General features: G+C 36.3%; 20 protein-coding genes and 1 pseudogene. 11 read left to right on the forward strand and 10 right to left on the reverse strand.

Annotated elements, in window-relative coordinates; genetic code table 11:
- Positions 1–149: 149 nt before the first annotated feature.
- The 9 genes and pseudogenes from CYAN7822_RS28435 to CYAN7822_RS28465 all read left to right on the forward strand — a co-directional run bounded on the left by CYAN7822_RS28435 (position 150) and on the right by CYAN7822_RS28465 (position 7,879).
- Complete coding sequence (locus CYAN7822_RS28435; protein WP_013334420.1) at positions 150–1,004, forward strand: PEP-CTERM sorting domain-containing protein; 855 nt, start codon at positions 150–152, stop codon at positions 1,002–1,004.
- Between the two features lie 145 nt (positions 1,005–1,149).
- Positions 1,150–1,272 carry a hypothetical protein gene (locus CYAN7822_RS40260; protein WP_013334421.1) on the forward strand — a complete coding sequence of 41 codons (123 nt, stop codon included), beginning with the start codon at positions 1,150–1,152 and terminating at the stop codon, positions 1,270–1,272.
- 347 nt (positions 1,273–1,619) lie between these two features.
- Positions 1,620–2,549, forward strand: coding sequence for an aspartyl/asparaginyl beta-hydroxylase domain-containing protein (locus tag CYAN7822_RS28440; RefSeq protein WP_013334422.1), 930 nt, complete (start codon positions 1,620–1,622; stop codon positions 2,547–2,549).
- 56 nt (positions 2,550–2,605) lie between these two features.
- Positions 2,606–2,773: pseudogene (locus CYAN7822_RS36265) on the forward strand (transposase); the annotation flags it as partial.
- A 157-nt stretch (positions 2,774–2,930) separates the two neighbouring features.
- Positions 2,931–3,776, forward strand: coding sequence for a PEP-CTERM sorting domain-containing protein (locus tag CYAN7822_RS28445; RefSeq protein WP_013334423.1), 846 nt, complete (start codon positions 2,931–2,933; stop codon positions 3,774–3,776).
- A gap of 360 nt (positions 3,777–4,136) precedes the next feature.
- A complete protein-coding gene (locus tag CYAN7822_RS28450) occupies positions 4,137–4,988 on the forward strand; it encodes a PEP-CTERM sorting domain-containing protein (protein ID WP_013334424.1) in 852 nt (283 codons plus the stop codon).
- A gap of 358 nt (positions 4,989–5,346) precedes the next feature.
- On the forward strand, positions 5,347–6,171 hold the full coding sequence (locus tag CYAN7822_RS28455) for a PEP-CTERM sorting domain-containing protein (protein WP_013334425.1): 825 nt from the start codon (positions 5,347–5,349) through the stop codon (positions 6,169–6,171).
- Between the two features lie 226 nt (positions 6,172–6,397).
- Positions 6,398–6,769 (forward strand): PEP-CTERM sorting domain-containing protein, encoded by a 372-nt coding sequence (locus tag CYAN7822_RS39735; RefSeq protein ID WP_013334426.1) that lies wholly within the window; start codon positions 6,398–6,400, stop codon positions 6,767–6,769.
- A gap of 273 nt (positions 6,770–7,042) precedes the next feature.
- A complete protein-coding gene (locus CYAN7822_RS28465; RefSeq protein WP_013334427.1) occupies positions 7,043–7,879 on the forward strand; it encodes a PEP-CTERM sorting domain-containing protein in 837 nt (278 codons plus the stop codon).
- Positions 7,880–7,900: 21 nt separating this feature from the next.
- Here CYAN7822_RS28465 and CYAN7822_RS28470 read toward each other — a convergent pair whose 3' ends face one another.
- Positions 7,901–8,470, reverse strand: a complete 570-nt coding sequence (locus CYAN7822_RS28470; RefSeq protein ID WP_013334428.1) for a M23 family metallopeptidase — start codon at positions 8,468–8,470, stop codon at positions 7,901–7,903.
- Positions 8,471–8,620: 150 nt separating this feature from the next.
- Positions 8,621–9,283, reverse strand: a complete 663-nt coding sequence (locus CYAN7822_RS28475; RefSeq protein WP_013334429.1) for a 2OG-Fe(II) oxygenase — start codon at positions 9,281–9,283, stop codon at positions 8,621–8,623.
- Between the two features lie 340 nt (positions 9,284–9,623).
- Here CYAN7822_RS28475 and CYAN7822_RS28480 point away from each other — a divergent pair, with 340 nt between their 5' ends.
- A complete protein-coding gene (locus CYAN7822_RS28480) occupies positions 9,624–10,211 on the forward strand; it encodes a hypothetical protein (protein WP_157871977.1) in 588 nt (195 codons plus the stop codon).
- Positions 10,212–10,524: 313 nt separating this feature from the next.
- Entirely contained in the window at positions 10,525–11,508 is a 984-nt protein-coding gene (locus CYAN7822_RS35340) for a hypothetical protein (protein ID WP_013334431.1), read from the forward strand.
- A 33-nt stretch (positions 11,509–11,541) separates the two neighbouring features.
- On the opposite strand, the gene CYAN7822_RS28490 is transcribed toward CYAN7822_RS35340, so the two are convergent.
- From CYAN7822_RS28490 to CYAN7822_RS28525, 8 genes are all read right to left on the reverse strand, one after another.
- Positions 11,542–12,228, reverse strand: coding sequence for a DevA family ABC transporter ATP-binding protein (locus CYAN7822_RS28490; protein ID WP_013334432.1), 687 nt, complete (start codon positions 12,226–12,228; stop codon positions 11,542–11,544).
- A 70-nt stretch (positions 12,229–12,298) separates the two neighbouring features.
- On the reverse strand, positions 12,299–13,480 hold the full coding sequence (devC, locus tag CYAN7822_RS28495; RefSeq protein WP_013334433.1) for an ABC transporter permease DevC: 1,182 nt from the start codon (positions 13,478–13,480) through the stop codon (positions 12,299–12,301).
- Positions 13,481–13,482: 2 nt separating this feature from the next.
- Positions 13,483–14,796, reverse strand: coding sequence for an ABC exporter membrane fusion protein (locus CYAN7822_RS28500; RefSeq protein WP_013334434.1), 1,314 nt, complete (start codon positions 14,794–14,796; stop codon positions 13,483–13,485).
- Positions 14,797–15,237: 441 nt separating this feature from the next.
- Positions 15,238–16,242: an alpha/beta fold hydrolase gene (locus CYAN7822_RS28505; RefSeq protein ID WP_041934163.1), complete on the reverse strand. Its 1,005-nt coding sequence runs from the start codon at positions 16,240–16,242 to the stop codon at positions 15,238–15,240.
- Positions 16,243–16,372: 130 nt separating this feature from the next.
- Positions 16,373–16,918 (reverse strand): hypothetical protein, encoded by a 546-nt coding sequence (locus CYAN7822_RS28510; RefSeq protein WP_013334436.1) that lies wholly within the window; start codon positions 16,916–16,918, stop codon positions 16,373–16,375.
- A 173-nt stretch (positions 16,919–17,091) separates the two neighbouring features.
- Entirely contained in the window at positions 17,092–17,958 is an 867-nt protein-coding gene (locus tag CYAN7822_RS28515) for a hypothetical protein (protein ID WP_013334437.1), read from the reverse strand.
- Positions 17,959–18,414: 456 nt separating this feature from the next.
- A complete protein-coding gene (locus CYAN7822_RS28520) occupies positions 18,415–18,807 on the reverse strand; it encodes a hypothetical protein (RefSeq protein WP_013334438.1) in 393 nt (130 codons plus the stop codon).
- A gap of 133 nt (positions 18,808–18,940) precedes the next feature.
- Entirely contained in the window at positions 18,941–20,359 is a 1,419-nt protein-coding gene (locus CYAN7822_RS28525; RefSeq protein ID WP_013334439.1) for a carotenoid oxygenase family protein, read from the reverse strand.
- Positions 20,360–20,441: the final 82 nt, after the last annotated feature.

A 20,441-nucleotide genomic window follows, 5' to 3' on the forward strand; every position in this document is an offset into this window, starting at 1 on the left:
CCTAAGTTTATTTGATAAAAGGTAGTTTAAAAATTAGAAATTATTATTTCTGTGAAAATAGACTTTTTTTCAAAAATTTAAGCAATTTTTAGCGATTTTATGTTATTTTTAAACAGACTATAAATTGCTTGTTTCAAATAAAATTGAACATGAAAAAACCTAGCTATCAATTAACCTCTTTTTCTGTATTTGTGGGAAGTATGCTTTCAGTTTTCGGAAGCGTTTCTGGGGCATCTGCCTATACGATTTACAATAAATATACCGATTGGCAACAAGCCGTTTCAGGTAGTCCCATTACTTTTGAAGACTTTTTTAACCCAAAATTCAGGGGAAGAAAAACCGTCTTACCTTTTTCTACAGGCATTGTATCAACCGGTTATGATGGCACTAAAGATAATGTAATTTATGGTGGCCAATCTTGGATAGAAAAAGTAGCGGGAGATTTTGGCGTTGATGGATATATTTATGGGGGTTGGGTTGAAATTCCTAACGCTGACAGAACTAAATATCCTAATAATTATTACAATTCCATTACCTGGACATTTCCCACAGCAATACAAGGTTTTTTTGGGAGTTTTATAGATACTTCACCTAGCATTGCTGGATTATTCCTGAGTCTCAATTATGATGATAAGACCAGCGAGACTATTAATTTCTTAAATGTTGTTAATCTGGTTAATAAAGATTCTACAAGACCAAGATCCATGCCAAGCAAAAACACGGCCGGTGATGTAATTTTTGGGATTACAGCCGGTAAAAGCTTTACCTCTATGACTTTTACCACTAATCCTAATGCTACATATTATGAAAATGGCTTTTTTGTTGACAACTTCTCATTTGCGGCGGCTCCACTACCAGTATTAAAAGCCTCCAATACTGCCAAGGCTTCTGTACCTGAACCTTTAACAGTTTTGGGAACAGCAACCGCTATGGTCTTTGGAGCTTTATTTAAGCAAACTAACTTGAAAAAAATCTCAAGTAATCTGGTAGAAGATGATGCTTAACTTTTTAAGCATAGCTGAATTTTTTTGAAAACTTAGTTTTTTTTTTGTAAAAAGCTTTTGCTTCAAAATTTAAATAATTTAATAAAACTTTAATCAATTCTCAACATTTTTGGTTAAAAAATTGTAGAATCAAATAAAATCGAACATGAAAAAACCTAGCTATCAATTAGCCTCTTTTTCTTTATTTGTGGAAAGCATTGTTTCAGTTTTCAGAAGCGTTTCTGCGGCATCTGCCTATACGATTTACAATAAATATACCGATTGGTAACAAGCCGTTTCAGGTAGTCCCATTACTTTTGAAGACCGGAAAAAACTTTACTTCGAAGATGATAATTAACTTTTTGAGCATAGCTGAGTTGTTGTAAAAACTTAGTTTGTTTTTTGTAAAAAGGTTTTACTTCAAAATTCAAATAATTTTAGAAAATTTTAACCAATTTTTTACAATTCTTTGTTAATTTTATACAAGAAGTTTTTTCACTCAAATAAAGTAGTCAATAAAGATTGGTTGCAAATCTTCTGATTTGAGCAATCTTTGAGCAATCATCAAAGCTGAACCTGTTCAAAAAAAATTTAACTTGTTTTTTTTGAATTTATTAACTTAATTCCGAGGATTATATGCAGCAAAATTATTCTGTCAATCAATTTAAAAATTTCTCCGAACTGCTTTCTATCGTTTCTCAAGTTAAAAAGCTGCCTCCGACGATAATTAACCAGATGAGGCAAGAGATAGAAGAAGCCGATTTAGATTGGCAAAATTCTTCTTATTCAGAATATATTTCCGGGGATTTTCTTTCAATTTCTCTGTTGAGCCATGATGGTGATAGTGCTAATACAATTATTAGAGACTGTACCCCAAAGCCAACTGCTGCGCTAAACCAGTTACCAGAAACGAAAAGATTTTTAGAACAATGTGGCCTAGATTTGATGTGGGTACGATTAAATCTTTTAAAGTCTGATGCTTTTTTTGTGGAACACAAAGATTATTCAGAGCTAGATGATAAACCTCGTCTCCGTCTCCACATACCCATTAAAACGAATCCAGAGTCTTATATTGTTCTGTCTGGATATCGTATCCATTTACACGAAAATGCTATCTGGAAACTTAATCCTGCTGATGCTGTTCATGGTGCTATTAACAATGGAAGTTATAGAATTCATCTGCTTCTTGATTGTTATATAAACGATAATTTAAAAGCTCTGTTAACCTCAGAAAGCCTAAACAAACACTCTCTTAAAGAACTTCAAAGTCCATCTGGCAAGGAATATGAAAAAATAATGGAGGGCGCATTAAAAGTTTATCAACAAGGTTTTAAAAAAGAAGCAGAAGCACTTTTGCTGAAAACTTTTTATAACTTTAAGCAGCCAGAAGGTACTTCGTTGGATTTAGTGATGTGTATGTATCAACGATTGGGTTTACATAAAGAAGCCGATATCTGGCGGAAGCGCAAGGAGCGATTTCTTTATCAAGAATCACTTAAAAATGTTTTAACTGAACTTAACCAGTATAAAAATACTAAGCTGAAAGCTTTACAGAAATTGAATTAAAGCACTACAATACTAATGCTCTACTGGGAACAAATCCTTGAAATACTTACGCAGATAGTTCTCGAACAATTGTTGGATGGTTTTCAGAAATCATGGGATACTTTGAAAGTCGTATCACACAAGGTGTTGTAGAGGGAATTAATAATAAGCTTAAATTAATTAAACTTTCTGGTTATGGGTTTGAATTTTTTGAAAATTTCAAATTAAGAAGTTTATTAAATTAAGCTATTAATTCTTAATTTAGCATAAGTAAATTTTAAGAATCAAAAAATCCTTAGAGCATTTGTTAGCTATAAAACAAAATTAATCATTCTTAGGGAAGATGTAGAAATCCTTTCAATGTGATATTATTGGGACGCAAATTTCTCAATCTTTTCTAAAATGAAAAAATATACCAACGCATTAGTCCCTCTATTTGTGGGGAGCATTGTTTCAGTTTTCGGAAGCGTTTCGGCAGCATCTGCCTATACGATTTACAATAAATATACCGATTGGCAACAAGCCGTTTCAGGTAGTCCCATTACTTTCGAAGACTTTTCTAACCGAAAATTTTGGGGAAGAAAAACTGTATTACCTTTTTCTACAGGCATTGTATCAACCGGCTATGATGGAACTCTAGATAATGTAATTTTTGGGGGCCAAGCTTGGGCAGTAAAAGTAGCAGGAGATTTAGGAATTGATGGATATATTTATCAAGGTTGGATTGAAATTCCTAACGCTGACAGAACCAAATACCCAACCAACTTTTACAATTCCATTACCTGGACATTTCCTACAGCAGTACAAGGATTTTTTGGGACTTTTCTAGATACAACCAACGGTGCTGGATTATTACTGACTTTCAATTATGACGATAAGACCAGCGAGTCTATTAATTTCTTAGATGTTGTTAACCTGGTTAATAAAGATTCTACAAGAACAAGATCTAAACCAGGCCCCTACACGGCAGGGGATGTAATTTTTGGTATTACCACCGGTAAAAGATTTACCTCTATGACTTTTACCAATTCGCCTACTCCTAAATATTATGAAAATGGCTTTTTTGTTGACAACTTCTCATTTGCAGCCGCTCCACTACCAGTATTAAGAGCCGCTAATACTGCCAAGGCTTCTGTCCCTGAACCTTTAACAGTTTTGGGAACAGCAACCGCTATGGTCTTTGGGGCTTGGTTTAAGGAAACTAACTCGAAAAAAATCTCAAGTAATCTGGTAGAAGATGATGATTAACTTTTTGAGAATAGTTGAATTGTTGTAAAAACTTAGTTCCTTTTTTGTGAAGAGTTTTTACATTCAAAATTCAAATAACTTTATAAAACTTTAACCAATTCTCTAGATTTAAATAACTTTATAAAACTTTAACCAATTCTTTACATTTTTTTGTTAATTTTACACAAAAAATTTTTTTCATTCCAATAAAGATTGGCAGTCAATCTTCATCTTTGAGCAATCATCAAATCTGAGCCTGTTCAGCAAAAAATTATTAGAAAATTTGTGAGCTATAAAATAAAATTAATCATTCTTAGGGAAGATGTAAAAATCCTTTGGCTAGGGTATTATTGAAACGCAAATTTGTCAATCTTTTTTAGGATGAAAAAATATACCAAAGTATTAGTCCCTATATTTGTGGGGAGCATTGTTTCAGTTTTCGGAAGCGTTTCGGCAGCATCTGCCTATACGATTTACAGTAAATACAGCGATTGGCAACAAGCCGTTTCAGGTAGTCCCATTAGTTTTGAAGATTTTTCTAACCCAAAATTCAGGGGAAGAAAAACCGTATTACCTTTTTCTACAGGCATTGTATCAACCGGCTATGATGGGACTCAAGATAATGTAATTTTTGGGGGGAATTCTTGGGCAGTAAAAGTCGCAGGAGATATAGGAGTTGATGGAAATCTTTATCAAGGTTGGACTGAAATTCCTAACGCTGACAGAACTAAATATCCTAACGATTATTACAATTCCATTACCTGGAAGTTTCCTACAGCAGTACAAGGATTTTTTGGAACTTTTCTAGATACAACCGACGGTGGTGGAGTATCGGTGACTCTAAATTATGACGATAAGACCAGCGAGTCTATTAATTTCTTAGATGTTGTTAACTTGGTTAATAAAGATTCTACAAGACCAAGATCCATGCCAGGCAAATATGCTACCGGGGATGTAATTTTTGGCATTACCACTGGTAAAAGCTTTACCTCTATGACTTTTACCACTGCTCCTTATGCTAATGCTAAAAATTATGAAAATGGCTATTTAATTGACAACTTCTCGTTTGCGGCGGCTCCACCACCAGTATTAAAAGCCACCAATACTGCCCAAGCTTCTGTACCTGAACCTTTAACAGTTTTGGGAACAGCAACCGCTATGATCTTTGGGGCTTGGTTTAAGCAAACTAACTCGAAAAAAATCTCAAGTAATCTGGTAGAAGATGATGCTTAACTTTTTGAGCATAGCTGAGTTATTGTGAAAACTTAGTTTCTTTTTTGTGGAGAGTTTTTACATTCAAAATCCAAATAACTTTATAAAACTTTAACCAATTCTCTAGATTTAAATAACTTTATAAAGCTTTAACCAATTCTTTAGATTTTTTTGCTGATTTTATAAAAAAATTTTTTCATTCAAATAAAAATTGGCAGTCTATCTTCATCTTTGAGTAATGATCAAATCTGAGCCTGTTCAGCAAAAAAATATTAGATAATTTGTTAAATATAAAACCAAATTAATCATTCTTAAGGAAGATGGAAAAGCCCTTTGGCTGAGATATTATTGAAAAGCAAATTTCTCAATCTTTTTTAAGATGAAAAAATATACCAACGCATTAGTCCCTATATTTGTGGGGAGCATTGTTTCAGTTTTCGGAAGCGTTTCGGCAGCATCTGCCTATACAATTTATAATAAATATACCAATTGGCAACAAGCCGTTTCAGGTAGTCCCATTACTTTTGAAGACTTTTCTAACCCAAAATTCAGAACAAGAAAAACTGTATTACCTTTTTCTACGGGTATTGTATCAACCGGCTATGATGGAACTCAAGACAATGTAATTTTTGGGAACCTATCTTGGGCAGTAAACGTAGCAGGAGATTTAGGTGTTGATGGAAATCTTTATCAAGGTTGGATTGAAATTCCTAACGCTGACAGAACTAAATACCCGACCAATTTTTACAATTCCATTACCTGGACATTTCCTACAGCAGTACAAGGGTTTTTTGGGACTTTTCTAGATACAGCCAACGGTGCTGGATTATTGCTGACTTTCAATTATGACGATAAAACTAGCGAGTCTATTAATTTCTTAGATGTTGTTAACCTGGTTAATAAAGATTCTACAAGAACAAGATCTAAACCCGGTCCCTACACGGCCGGAGATGTAATTTTTGGTATTACCACCGGTAAAAGATTTACTTCTATGACTTTTACCAGTTCGCCTAATCCTAAATATTATGAAAATGGCTTTTTAGTTGACAACTTCTACTTTGCGGCGGCTCCACCACCACCACCGAGTAATGTTCCAGCAGCCCCTGTACCTGAACCTTTAACAGTTTTGGGAACAGGAATAGCTATTGCATTTGGAAAGCAGTTTAAACAAACTTACTCCAAAAAAAAGTCTAAAAGATTATAACGACTACCGCTAAAATTTTTTATTACAAGTACCTCGACATCAATAAAATTTCCTGTGAAATTTATGTCTAACAACTAATTTTTTGCTGACTCTTGGCTTCTAATTTTTTTTCAAACATGACCTATAATTTTATCCATTTTACTAAAACTTTGCCAACAGTACCAGACCCAGAGATAAATCGCCCGGAGATGTGATTTTTGGCATTACTGGCAAAGCTTTTAAATCTATGACTTTTACCACTCGTCCAGTTAGTAAGTACCTGGACACAATTAAAGTTAACTGTGTGATTAGGGAACAGGGAACACTTCGACAAGCTCAGTGCAAGCAGGGAACAGGAAAGGCTTTCAAGGTTTTTACATTTCTTAACATAAAGTGCTTTATTTATGTCCAGGTACTTAATAGTCTGCGTTATGAGGAAGGATGGATGGTTGACAATTTCTCTTTTGCTGCTGCTAGTGGGACGACCTCATTATTAAGCCGCGCCACAACCACCATAGCTGTACCCGAATCTTTCACAATTTTGGGCACAGGAACAGCTATAATTTTTGGCACTCTGTTTAAACGAACCAACTCGCCAAAAAAATCTAAAACATCCTAAAATTTAACACCGGTCAACTTTTAAATAATTAATCAAAAAAAATTATCAAATTTCTAGTTTTAATTAAAAATCAAACAGTATACCTCTTGCAGAAAATCAACTTTCCTCAATTATATTTTCTGTCTCTTTTTTTTTGTTTCCTTTCTTTACTCTTTCTTGTGAAATATGCAATAAGTCTAATTATCAAGCCATCATTCAATCATTCTAGCGGAAGATGTAGCTAAAATTTGGCTGGAATATTATTAAAGCTGAAATGCATATATCTTTTTTAAAATGAAAAAATATAACAGCTATTTAGCTGCCTTGCTGGCGGGAAGTACGTTATCAGTTTTTGGCAGCATTTCTTCGGCTTCTGCCTATACTGTTTACACAAAATATAGCGATTGGAAACAAGCCGTTTCAGGTAGCCCTATTACTTTTGAAGACTTTTCTAACACCCAGTTTGCCAGTAGAAAACAAGTCCTACCTTTTTCTACAGGGATTGTATCAACCGGCTATAATGGCACTAGAGATAATGTAATTTTTGCGGGGAATTCTTGGGCAGTAAACGTAGCATCAGATATAGGAGTTGATGGATACGTTTATCAAGGTTGGCTAGAAAAACCTAATCTTGATAGAGTCACCTATCCCACTAAATATCCTATAGATTATTACAATTCTATTACCTGGGTATTCCCCACAGCAGTCAAAGGTTTTTTTGGAACTTTTTTAGATACAGCCAATGGACCGGGATTAGTTCTTACTCTTAAGTATAACGACAATACTAGCGAAGTAATCGATTTTTATAATCTTATTAAAGTGGTCAATGCTAATAGTACCAGACCCAGAGATAAATCTCCCGGGGATGTGATTTTTGGCATTACTGGCAAAGCTTTTAAATCTATGACTTTTACCACTCGTCCAGTTAGTAGTAATCCTAATTATGAGGAAGGATGGATGGTTGACAATTTCTCTTTTGCTGCCGTTAGTGGGACGACCTCATTATTAAGCCGCGCCGCAACCACCATAGCTGTACCCGAACCTTTCACAATTTTGGGCACAGGAACAGCTATAATTTTTGGCACTCTATTTAAGCGAACCAACAGACAAAAAAAGTCTAAAACATCCTAACAGATGCCGCTTTAAAGCAAATTAATGAATATTAGAAGAACTAATAGGCGGCTGAAAAGTTGGTAAAAAAGCCCTTGGATTAGCCGCCTCTTTACCTTGAGGACGAATTTCAAAATGTAAATGAGGTCCACTACTATTTCCTGTGTTACCCATTGCAGAAATTTGTTGTCCCTGTTGAACTGGCTGCCCAACGTTGACTAAAATATGTTCATTGTGACCATATAAAGTTAAACTCCCATCTGGATGTTTTAGTGTCACTAAATTACCATAACCTTCTGTACTCCAGCCGGCAAATACCACCACTCCCGAAGCGGCAGCAAAAATAGGCGTTCCTATGGGCCCTGCAATATCAATTCCTGTATGAATTTTTCCCGATAAACGTTGACCAAAACCCGAGGTAACAATTCCATAAGTTGGCCAAATATAGCCAACTCCTAAGTTAGAAGGTTGAGATAAATAATTCTGCGACGGTTGATTTAATGATTTGACTTGAACTTCAGTTTCACCCGACACAGGCATTGTATACTGACAGAAGAGTGTAAGTAGTATTCCTGCACTACTTAAGGTAAATTTATTAAAATAGGTAACCATAATACAATAGATCTCAATAAAAAAATTAATCTTTAATAATTTCTTAAAAAATTAAAGCTTTGTGAACTACTGTACCGCATAAATTGCTTTTTTATCTAAGTACCTGGACATAAATAAAGAAGCACTCCGCGCCACTCCGTGTACATGATGTTAAGAAATGTAAAAGCCTTCCCTGTTCCCTGTTCCCTTTTTAGAGAGTTTATTACTCTTTTTAGTTTTATTAGCTTTAATAGCTCTCGATTCAAGTTTAAACTCGGGAATTTCCCTTAATTGCTCATCATCTAAGTTGTATTGTTCGCAAACAAGACTTAAGCGAATACCAGGACTCATAACAGCGTTCACCGAATGGCTTAAATCCCCCTGAAAAAATAGTAGTGTGTTAGTTTGAGGGCGAATTTGCCCTACTTGGCGTTTATTTGAACGTAACATTAATTCTCCTCCCACTAAATCGGAAGGAACTTTTACATAAAGAACACTCACAACCGCAGGCGGCGCTATAATTTCACAGTAGGAACGTAAAGAACGATCAATGTGAAAATCTACTCTCGAACCTTGTTCGAGTAACAAAGGGTTAAGATAAAAAGCATTACATTCAGGTTGTAATACTCGGTCTAAATACAGCTTGAAATAAGGAAAGCGCTGCTTAACTTCGTCTAAATGTGATCTTTGAAAAACCACAGAAAAGCCTTTTGTCCCGACAAAGTCACGATTGAGATTATTAACGCTAAAGTAAGGACAAGCAAAAATTTGTCCCGACAACTCGGTGAGGTAGGTAGGTGAAAAAGCGTCAGCGTACTTATGATAATAAGACAAGGAAACAAATTTTACTAAGACTTGAGCCTTAATATTTTACCTGAAAACGTTGTTCTTATAGTTAAAAATACGCAGATAGTTAGCCAACTCCTTTAAATAAATCCGTAAATTTACTCTAGAAAATTAGAGGATTAAGCAGATATTAAATAAATATAGCAGTTTTGCTGATGGCTGCTCCAAAAATTGGCTTAGAGATTCAAAAAAATTCGTTTCTATCCCAAAAGCTAAAATCTCTATAATCATGGTGATACAAGGCTTACAGAAATTATCACCCTTGGAATCGGTAGCTCATCAGTCCCTACAAGATTATTCTTTATTGTCAAAAAGGAAAACAATAGTCATGACCAGAGAACTACAGAGCAAAAATATAACCACACTCACAAAAAAATTACAAGCACGTTACCATATTGGGCAGTCTCAAGTGTATAAAAGACAGAAGCACTTAAACATCACACCGATAAAAGAGAAAAATCAAGGAGCTTGGCTTACTACAGAACAACTACAACAATTAGACCAACTTCATGAATATTTACTATCCGGCCAGCCCATCGACAATTATCAAATTCCGGTAGTGAGCATCATAGCTCAACCCGTAGTGGCAAGCGTTGAAGAGACTTTAGTGCAGGATGTGCCGCCACAACTCGAAGAAATTCCTACCCTTCTGGAGTCTTCGCCCCATCTGATTGAAACTGAACAAGTCATGAAAAATGATCAAGTGCTAGACTCTATTCACAAAGCCGCACAATCTAAAGCCGCAGGAAATTTAATTTTGACGAATTTATTAGCGGCTGAATATCAAAAACATCCAGAACTATTAGAACAACATTTATTAGAGGCCATCAGTAAGTCTCAAGAGGTAGCCGCCCCAAAGTCGATAAATCCAATGGCTTATGCAGAAGAAATGCTCAGGCGATTACCCATTGGCTAGTGACTATCATCATCGCAGCTACCACCAGTTTGATTACCACCCAATTAAGCCAATTATACAACACGAGACTGGAATTACCTTCAAAAGGGGTTACGGGCCCATCAAAATAAACGCTTTTTTATATACAGCGTTTATATGTATAATACAAGTAGAGGCGTTGCTTGCAAGTCTTTAAAATGCTAACAAGATTTATAAGCAGAATTATAGGGCAAATAATATGAAATTGCTGTAAAATTTTTATTAAGCGCCCTACCAAGCCACAAATTAGGTATAATTAGCCTAAAATAAAATATGGTTTATTTTTAAATTGGTCATGACAGAAGTTATTTCAAAACCGCAAGCGGAAGAGACTTCATCAATAGAATATTCGGCATTTGGGTATTTATGGGGATTGTTAAAGTTAGATGATGAAATCCCCAACCAAGGAGAACTGCATTTGGCTGATGGGACCGTTCTTTCTACATCATTGAGAAGTAATATCATAAGAGCTTCACAACAAGACCAAATTGAATCAGATAAACCGTACCTTTGGAAAATTTATTTTCGTACTGATAGTGAATGTAATTTATTTCAGCTTCAAGTCATAGAATGCAGAGTCTTAAAAAATGTAACGTCTTTAAGCGATGAAACTCCGTCTTCTGCCAGTGCCAGAATAGATCGATTTCGGATACGTGGACAAATACACAATATTTGGAGAAACCGTATAACCTTACGTTTAGAGCGCAATAATATACCACCTTACAGAGAAAACCATCCTCTATGGAGACCTTTCTTTATTACTGTCTTAGGATACTTAGAGCCGAGAGTCAACAAAGGAGATTACTGGCAAGTTATCGCCGCTCGGGAAGGGAAACAGCTTCACTTATTAGAAGCTTCTCCAATGTCTCAAATCATGGTGGAAGAACTTCATCAGAAAAAAACTCAAAAAAGAAAACAATCTCAAAATAAGTCAGGAACATCACTGATTATGCTCGACGGAAAAATCCCAGAAATTAGCGTTAAATTTACCACTCGTCCCGATATTCCTGCCACTGGAAAAAAAGTAACCTTACAAATCACCGGAGAAAACGGAGTAGTCGTTAAAGCAGACCTCAACCGAAAAACTGTTCAAAAACAAGTGGAAAAAATGGACTCTTACTCATCATGGGTAGCCGCCCTCTCAGGAAAAATTGCCCAAGTTAATGCTGATGGAGTAATAGAACTTGATAAAGCAGGTTTAACTGTATTTGAGAAAAAATCTAAAGATAAGCCGCCTTCTGAAGATGAAGATGAAACAGAACAAAATCCAGAAACTTAAATACTTAACTATTTCTCGGTTTCCTGGTGACAGCTACTTACTGAGTGAAGTAGACAACATCACCCCGTCTTCCATATGAACAATACGGTCAGCAATATCTAGAATACGATTATCATGAGTCACTAACAAAATTGTACATTTTTGCTCTTTAGCTAAAGTTTGCATCAAATTGACTACATCCCGTCCAGTTTTACTATCTAACGCCGCCGTCGGTTCATCAGCTAAAACTAATTTAGGATGAGTGACTAAAGCACGAGCAATAGCTACCCTTTGCTTTTGTCCCCCTGAAAGACTTTCGGGATAGTAGTCAATTCGGTTGCCTAAACCCACTTCTTGTAATATGAATTTCGCTCTTTCCTGTATTTCTTTATTACTTAAATGTTGATGAAGTTGAATAGACATTTCTACATTTTGCCGCGCCGTTAAAAAAGGTAATAAATTATGAGCTTGAAATATATAGCCAATCTGACGACGAACTCTCACTAATTCTGTTTCTGTAGCGCCGTTAAGTTCTTTACCCAAATGTTTTAAACTCCCTTCTTGTACAGAGCGTAATCCTCCAATTAATGAAAGTAAAGTCGTTTTTCCTGAGCCAGAGGGGCCCGTTAAAATAACAATTTCACCAGCATATATATCCAAGTTTATATTAAATAAAACTTGTTTTTTCAAATTGCTTTTACCAAAATAATGATTGAGATTAGAAATTTCAATGGTTTTCATAAGTAAGTACCTGGAAATAAATAAAGTTTATTATGTTAAGAAATGTAAAAGCCTTCCCTGTTCCCTATTATTAAAAAATATCAGCCGGGTCAGCTTGTTTCAGTTTTCTAACGGCGGTTGCACCTGAAATGAGACACATTCCTAATGTTACAGTAAACACAAACATAGCTCTATCAAACGTCATTTGTATAGGAAGTAAAGTAGATTGTTTAGCAAAATAATATTGAAACTCTGATATAATAAATCCAGGAATAAATCCTAAAATCGCAATGATAAAAGCCTGCTGCACCACCATTAATAAAAGATATCGATGATGATAACCGATTGCTTTTAGGGTTGCATATTCCGAAAGATGCTCAGATACATTAGTATAAAGAATTTGATAAACAACAACCACACCCACAATAATACCTAAACTAACGCCTAAATTAAAGATAAACCCAATAGCTGTACTGGTTTGCCAGTAATTTTTTTCAAAATTGATAAATTCCTGCTTAGAAAAAATTTTTACATCATTCGGCAAATATTTTTTAAGCTTATTGATAAAAATTTCTCGGTCAACATTAGGGTTTAATTTAATTAAACCAATATCAATTAAACCTCGACTCCGATTATTAAAAATTCTTAAAAAATTCGTATAGCTAGTAATAAGATTTCCATCAGAACCAAAAGAAGTCCCTAATTCAAACAAGCCAACCACCTCTATTTTTCGATTCGAGCCGCGATTACTTAATTCAGTAGTAACGGTATGATTCTTTAAAAAATCTTGAGCCACAGTTCCAAACTCAGTGCGAGAATTTTTATCAAATAAAACCGTATCATCAAGTTGTAATTGATTAACCTTATCCTCCACACCCGGAAAATCAAAAACTTTATTTCTCAAGTCATAGCCAATCACAAAAATATTCCGCCAATAATTTTTCGTGTTCGGATTTTTCCACTGAGCAAAATCCAGATAAATAGGACTCACAAAGTCCACCTCATCAAAGCCTAAAACTTGTAAAAGCCGTCGTTCTGGAAACTTTTCCATAGCAATTAAAGCCGTTGAACGAGGACTAATTAAAAAACAATCGCCCTGTAAACCCTCATGAAGACGAACAGCACTATTAAAAAGAGCATCTCGAATTCCTAGCTGCATAAATATAATCACCACAGCAAAAACCACACCAGCTAAAGCAACCACTAAGCGGATTTTTTGATACTTTAACTGTAACCAAGCGGCAGGAAGCCTAAAAAACGTAAATAACATCATTTTTAAACCCCTTTTTTGACATCTGAAGCATTGATAATCACATTAACTTGTAAATTAGTTAAACCAGCAACCTTTTGGCTAGACTCAGGAGAAAGACGAATTTTTACCTCAACCACTCTAGCATCAGCATCTTCAACCGGGTCAGTACCAAACACATTTTTTTTGCCAATTTGTAAACCAATCTCATCCACAACCCCATTTAAAATACCCACCACACCATTACTTTTGATCGTGGCTTTTTGTCCGAGATGAACCCGATAAATATCAGTTTCATAAACCTCTGCTCTTACATACATTTGGCTCGTTTGCCCTAATTCGACAATGCCCTCATTACTCACTAATTCACCAGGCCAAATATGAATTTTTAAAATTTGTCCATCGCGAGAAGCCCGTACATAAGCTAAATCTAAATCCGCTTTCGCTTTTTTAACATTAGCCTGAGCAGAAATTAATTCAGATTGAGCCACTTTAACATCCACAGGGCGCACTTCTTCGACAGCACTTAAAGTAGCTTGATTTTCTTTGATCTTCTTATTTAAAGTTAAAACAGTTCTTTGTAAATTCGCCTTAGCTTCCGTAATTTTTTCTTCCAAAGTAGTCGTAATACGTTCAAGATTAGCTTGAGCTTCAGTATAGGTTGCTAAAGCGGTATCCGCTTGCAGACAAAATCGATCTCGTTCTTGTTCAGACACAGCACCATCCTCAAACAGCATTTTATAGCGTTTACAGTCGGTATCAGCATTAATTAATTGTGCTTTAGTACGTTCGATAGTTGCCTCCTGGGCAGATTTTTCTCCCTTCAGTTGCGCTTCTAAACTCGCAATAGTCGCTTTTTGAATGGCAATTTGCCCTTGTAACTCAGCGCTCGAACCCTCAAAACGTGCATCTTGAGCCGCAATTTCTCCTTTTTTAGCACCCGCTTTAGTTTGAGCCAAACGAGATTGAGCAATTTCTACCTGGGCTTGAGCTTGAGTCAGAGCCGCTTGAAGACGAGCATAGTTATCTAAAATAGCAATAACTTGACCCTTTTTCACTAAATCACCCCGTTTGACAAGCAATTGGTCTACTCTTGTGCCTTCCATAAGGGCAGGGGCAGAAAGTTTAATCACTTCTCCTCGAGGTTCTAAATATCCCAAAGCCGCTATTTTAGGGATAGGAGTTGAAGTAACAGAAGGAGCCGCCACCACCGTTTTACGGGGCGCTTTATACTGTAGCAAGGTATAAGTCGTGACTGCGCCAGTACAGAGAGTAGCAGTTAATAAAGCAACAGTTGTGATCCAGCCAGTAGGCTTAACAAAAAATTGGGATTTAACCATGATTATTGAAGTTTCAACAAAATTCAGCAGTTATAAGGGAATTAACCCATTGATAAAATGCAGAGATTAAACCTCTTGCATAATTGAAGAAAATGCAAATAAGCTTATGATTTTAATTGGCTAGTTTGATTAAAAAAACCAAAAGCACAGAATTTCAAAAACTTTAGACTTTTAATCAAGCTTTCAGTCTTTCTTTATTTCGTCTACACAGTGGAAAAAGAAAATTCCCGAAGAAAAAACTAAACTCCCGTAACTCCTAACTCCCGTAACTCTCGTAACTCCCGTAGGGTGTGTTAGCGGAGCGTAACGCACCTAAACTCAACTCCTGCTCAAACCAACTGTTATGTATAAAGAATTGTAAAACGCCCACAATTCCCCTACACCCTAACCTCACAGTAACTCCAGTAACTCCAGTAACTCCCGTAACTCCCGTAGGGTGTGTTAGCGGAGCGTAACGCACCTAAACTGAATATCCGACTTAGTCAAAACTTCTTTAATTGCTTCCACCACTAACTCAGGTTGATCAATATGAATATTATGCCCACTGGTTTTAGCAATTCTCAGACACCCTTGAGTAGACAATTGAGCCATTTCTGCCTGTAACTCTTGCCAAATTAACCCAGCTTTTTTATCTGTAGAATCAGAAAACATATTAATACCTTGAGATAAAACCACTAAAGGCAGATCTCTAGGAAACTGAATTTGATTAACCGTTTCCGCGCTTTGTTCGAGCAATTGACTTTCAGCAATAGCCGTTTGAAAAGTTCGAGGAACAAACTGAGAAATTACCCGATTTTGCAACAGAGGCGGAAGTTTCCTCACAAAATCCGGCATAGCCGCAGACCCTAACCATTGAACAGAAAGCCGCAATAAACCCAAACGAGAAACCCAAACTAAACGCCCAAATAAACTGCGAATTTGCCCCATATTTTTCGCAAAAACCGGAGATAAACGCGAATAAACATTAGCTGGCACAGCATCCACCAAAACCAGTCCAGCCACTTGTTCAGGATATAAACTAGCAAAAAGCCGCATATTTAGCCCACCGAGAGAATGCCCGACTAAAATATAGGGAGGATTAATCTCAGCTTGCGTTAATAAACGATGCAATTCTTCGACCATTTGTTCACTGGTACGAGGAAACTGACTCGGATCACTCCACCCATAACCCGCCCGATCATAAGTACAGACTTGAGTCCATTGAGCAACTTGCGGCTCAATTAAACCCCATAAAGGAGATAAACCCCCGAGTCCATAGTCCATAATCACTGTAGGACTACCTTGACCAACACAATTGAGATGAAGTTTATAACCACCCACATCAACTAACCTTCCCGGAGGCGGATCATGTCGAGTCTCTCTATCAAGACTAATTCGTTGATAAATAATTCCTGTTAATAGCAACAGAACGATAATAATTAACACGGCCACTGCGTAGATTTCCATTTTGCACAATCTTAAAAAAGAGTAATTGGTGAGGAGCATTCCAACTTAACTAAATCTGTAAATAGACTATACAATTTTTAATTTTAGCCAGAATTTGAGACATTTCTCCCCACAATACCCACACTCGTCTTTATGAATTATTAGTTTTATTCTTTTTGGCTTTTAGCAGAGTAGACACCACAAGAAAAGAGCCAAAAGCGATCGATCCTAAAATAGTTTTCGGTTCAGGAACGGCTGTAAAACTAATTTCTAAAGCCACTACCTTACCATCATTGGGAACCGTCAAAGCCTTCCATGCCTCACCGAACCCAATTGTCGCACCACTAAAACGAAGTTCTTTTTTATCTGAAGAGATATTAATATTTGGGAAAATATCCGAAGTAACAGTTCTCCATTCAGTATCGGGTGTTAAAATTTTGACTAAAAAGCCATTAATTATATAGGGAGAATCATTGACAACAGTAAACTCAGGTAAATCAGTAGTACCGATGGCCGAACCCGAAGGTGTACAATTACTAAAAAAATTAGCACAAAGCCCCAAGCCGCCTACAGGCGAAGCTTGATTAAATGTATTATCCACAAAAGTAACAGCTTGCGCCGTGTTAGCTTTTGCTAAAACTAAAGAAGCTCCTAATAAAATAGTTGCCATTCCTGTTTGATAAACTTTTTTGAGCATGACTCTTTCCCTTAAAATGTAATATCTAGACGACAAAAAGCAGATTTTTGATTCAACTTATCCAAGGTGGATAATAATTCAAATTCACAGCTACAGCAAGGGGATAGCAACAGACGGACGCTTTAAAAGAATCTAAGTTCTTTAAAGAGTGAAATTTTATTGATGAGCAAGTTTTAGCCTTTTTTCATCATTTTAGACTTGGCTAAAAATCCTAAAGCTAAACCAAACCCGACTACACTCACCACATTTGAAGGTTCAGGAACCGCCCTTAAATTGAGGACAGCCGATGCTCCCTGAGCATTAGGAGTCAAATTAGCTACTGCAATCTCATCCCCAGTCCAAAATTGACCATCAGGACCAGCACTATAGAGAGTAGTAATATCCGTGCTGATAAAATCAATGGAATTGATAAAAGGAAATTGGGTTAAAGGAGTAGAAGAACGCAAAATTAGCGGCGTTTTGTTTCGCAGAACCCCTTCATTAGTTCCCTGTGCTTCAATAAAAAGCTCAAAAACTTGATCGGCTAAAGTCGGATCATCTGTTCTTTGTTTAATATATTCGGATGCCGATAGGGATACATAAGGAGGTGTGCTACCCGCAGGAGTAGGGGTTAAATCCGGAACGCCATCCCCAGTAACAACAGTAACAGTTTTACCCATTAAAAAAACTGGTTGTCCTTTCGCAACACTCACATAAGTTTCCGTTCTAACCACATCTAATTTTCCATCCACTGTTCCCACATTCCCCAATACAGGATCGTTTTGGATAGCATCAACAGGTGTTCCGATAGCAATACTTCTGGGTCCTTTAATATGAGTAGGAAAGACCGTTGTAGGCAAGCCAGGAGGTAAAAATTCAGGCTTAATATCCAAATTCAAAAGAATATTGCTTTCAAATTGAAAAGAACCACTCGTACAATTACTAACCCAATTAACACCCGGTGGACAAGCCAGAGCAGCCGCCTGAGCCGCTTTAGGGAAATTAAATACAGTTAAAACGGTTAAACTGCTAATTCCTATTCCGACAAGTTGTTTAATCATTTTTCATGCCTCAAAAAATAAAGGGATTAACTTGAGAATCTGTTTATTAAATGATGATTACCCGAAATTATCTATTAAATATTCATTTTTGCTCGATTTTTCGGATACCATCAAGAAAATGTTTAACTTATGGTTTTAGACGAATTATGAGTAAAATTAGAGTAGATACTAAATCTTGTTTACTTAGCTTTTTTATCATAAATTTAGAAAAGATCATCCCTCTAAAGGAATATTAAAAAAAAACACAAGAAAAACTGATTGAGTATGCTCCTGATTTTTAACTCCTAACGCCTAAAAACCCATCCCGCCCACCCGCCCCTCAAACAACCAGTATCATCAAAAGTCAATTGTTTATTTAAAATCAATTGCTCAAAAAATTTGCTAAATTTCATAACATCACCCAAATTTCTCTAACAGACCGCTAAATCTTATTTTGTAGGCGGCTAAAATTTAGACTTAAATAGACTTTGGACAAACTCTATGGCAAGCACGGATGGCCGGTTTACCATCTATTAAAGTAAAATAAAGGCAAGACTTTTGATGTTCAGTTCGGAACCAACAATAAATAGGAACTCCAGAACAATCTGCACATTCTTGAACTGATTTTGGTAAATCTTTAAAAGTAATTTGTTGTTTACTACGACCTGAATGAACCGCAGAAACAGCCGATACAAGAATAAAAATTGAGCCAATTTGACTTAACTCCAGATGTTCTAAAGACACTGATTCTCCTGAATATAATTGATTCAAATGAAGTTCAGAAAGATTAACTCCGATTCGATTTAGTCCTTTTTTCAATTCTGATATATCAGAAATAAAGTTAGATGGAATAGTAACATTAGCTTGCATAATTCAAAATCTCCTTGTTTCAAGTTGAGTAGTAAGTACCTAAACATCAATAAAGCCTAGCTCCGCGCCACTCCGTGTACATTATGTTAAGAAAGGTAAAAGCCTTTCTGTTCCCTGTTCCCTATTAAAATTTTTAAGCCGCTTTCCAAGTACCATGAAAACCAAAGGGAACAACTTTCGGTAAAGCCAATCGGCAAACCGGACCTTTTTCTAATGCCAAAGCATCAAAAATCCAAACTTCACTCTTAACCTGCTCTCCATCAAAAACCTCTGTCAAAATCCATCCTTTTTCCCGATCATTTTTATCAGGTGCATAAATGGGACTAACCGGATAACAATTCATCCCTAAATCAGCTTTAGTTAATATTCCTGTTTGCTGATCAAAACATCCAATCGTTTTAGGGAACTTTTCCTCAATTAAAGATAAATAAGTATAGCGGCAAGGTTTACCGAGTAAATGAGGAGCAAAGGTAGGATATTCACAAGACTCAGAAACTAATTTTTGTTGAGCTAATAATTTAGCCGTTTTGGGATCAAGCCGCATCTGCCACAGACTTCCTATAGGAGGCGTTTGGGGATTCCCATGACAAACTTCTTGAAGAAACTGATTAATTCTAAAATCATCATAGCGAAGAATATCAATTACCACTGTTCCATCTTGGTCTTCATAAGCATTACCAAAACGCCACTGAAACCAAGGTTCAGTTATTCCTTGACTCACCACAGTAAATTTTTGACGATCAATCACCAAAATTTGCATCCCTTTTTTCGGTTGCCAAGCTAAACAATCACTAAAACTTTTTTGTTTAGCCAGAAAAGGGAATAAATTTAAACGCACTGGAGGAATGAAAAAAATTAGATAGTTTTTAGTCAATACAAAATCATGAATCAAAGGTAAACCATCTAGAGAAACTTGTCCTTTTTGTTGAATTTTTCCGGTGGCATCACTCCGGTAAAGCATCAAACTTCCTTTCGGACCAAAACGAACCCCAAAATTATAAATATCACCGCTTTCTGGGTCTTGTTTTGGATGAGTGGAATAGGGGTCATCTTCTTTTAAACCCAGCCGCTTATCTAAACCTAAAGTTTCTAACGTTTTCGGATTTAAAGCATAAGGCGCGCCCGCTTCCCAAAGTGCCAAAAGACAATCATCAAGCGCCAATACTCCCGAATTAGCATTATTTTTAACCGGCAGAGTTAACTGATTCCAGATAGAACCTTTAGGAGTGCGCCCATAACTACCAAAAAAGAACTTAGCCGCTTTTTCTTCTGCTTGATAAGCTTGGGTTTGTACATAACGATAAATTCCTGTAGCCCCCTCATCAGTAAAATGTACCGCTAAAATTGCCCCATCCCCATCAAACCAATGATAAATTCTTTCTTGTCCGCGTTCTAAACATCCAGGTCCGTTACGATAAAAAGAACCGCGTAATCCTTGAGGAATTTCACCTGTAATAATGGGTAACACAGAAGGCCCAAATTCAGTAGCAGAATGACTAAAGGCTTTTGCCCAAGCATAATTAGAAGGTGTAAATTGAGAAGCGGCTATCATTTTCTAACAGTCCTATCTAAGTTTTGCATCAATATTACCAAACAAAAGAGAAGAAAAAGAAAAGAGAAAGGAGGAAATAAAT

It is taken from the genome of Gloeothece verrucosa PCC 7822 (genome assembly GCF_000147335.1).
In the GTDB taxonomy this organism is placed as follows: domain Bacteria; phylum Cyanobacteriota; class Cyanobacteriia; order Cyanobacteriales; family Microcystaceae; genus Gloeothece; species Gloeothece verrucosa.

Coding starts and splice junctions, on each gene's coding strand:
- CYAN7822_RS28435 (WP_013334420.1), top strand. CDS start 150: ATGAAAAAACCTAGCTATCAATTAACCTCTTTTTCTGTATTTGTGGGA.
- CYAN7822_RS40260 (WP_013334421.1), top strand. CDS start 1,150: ATGAAAAAACCTAGCTATCAATTAGCCTCTTTTTCTTTATTTGTGGAA.
- CYAN7822_RS28440 (WP_013334422.1), top strand. CDS start 1,620: ATGCAGCAAAATTATTCTGTCAATCAATTTAAAAATTTCTCCGAACTG.
- CYAN7822_RS28445 (WP_013334423.1), top strand. CDS start 2,931: ATGAAAAAATATACCAACGCATTAGTCCCTCTATTTGTGGGGAGCATT.
- CYAN7822_RS28450 (WP_013334424.1), top strand. CDS start 4,137: ATGAAAAAATATACCAAAGTATTAGTCCCTATATTTGTGGGGAGCATT.
- CYAN7822_RS28455 (WP_013334425.1), top strand. CDS start 5,347: ATGAAAAAATATACCAACGCATTAGTCCCTATATTTGTGGGGAGCATT.
- CYAN7822_RS39735 (WP_013334426.1), top strand. CDS start 6,398: ATGACTTTTACCACTCGTCCAGTTAGTAAGTACCTGGACACAATTAAA.
- CYAN7822_RS28465 (WP_013334427.1), top strand. CDS start 7,043: ATGAAAAAATATAACAGCTATTTAGCTGCCTTGCTGGCGGGAAGTACG.
- CYAN7822_RS28470 (WP_013334428.1), bottom strand. CDS start 8,470: ATGGTTACCTATTTTAATAAATTTACCTTAAGTAGTGCAGGAATACTA.
- CYAN7822_RS28480 (WP_157871977.1), top strand. CDS start 9,624: ATGACCAGAGAACTACAGAGCAAAAATATAACCACACTCACAAAAAAA.
- CYAN7822_RS35340 (WP_013334431.1), top strand. CDS start 10,525: ATGACAGAAGTTATTTCAAAACCGCAAGCGGAAGAGACTTCATCAATA.
- CYAN7822_RS28490 (WP_013334432.1), bottom strand. CDS start 12,228: ATGAAAACCATTGAAATTTCTAATCTCAATCATTATTTTGGTAAAAGC.
- devC (WP_013334433.1), bottom strand. CDS start 13,480: ATGATGTTATTTACGTTTTTTAGGCTTCCTGCCGCTTGGTTACAGTTA.
- CYAN7822_RS28500 (WP_013334434.1), bottom strand. CDS start 14,796: ATGGTTAAATCCCAATTTTTTGTTAAGCCTACTGGCTGGATCACAACT.
- CYAN7822_RS28505 (WP_041934163.1), bottom strand. CDS start 16,242: ATGGAAATCTACGCAGTGGCCGTGTTAATTATTATCGTTCTGTTGCTA.
- CYAN7822_RS28510 (WP_013334436.1), bottom strand. CDS start 16,918: ATGCTCAAAAAAGTTTATCAAACAGGAATGGCAACTATTTTATTAGGA.
- CYAN7822_RS28515 (WP_013334437.1), bottom strand. CDS start 17,958: ATGATTAAACAACTTGTCGGAATAGGAATTAGCAGTTTAACCGTTTTA.
- CYAN7822_RS28520 (WP_013334438.1), bottom strand. CDS start 18,807: ATGCAAGCTAATGTTACTATTCCATCTAACTTTATTTCTGATATATCA.
- CYAN7822_RS28525 (WP_013334439.1), bottom strand. CDS start 20,359: ATGATAGCCGCTTCTCAATTTACACCTTCTAATTATGCTTGGGCAAAA.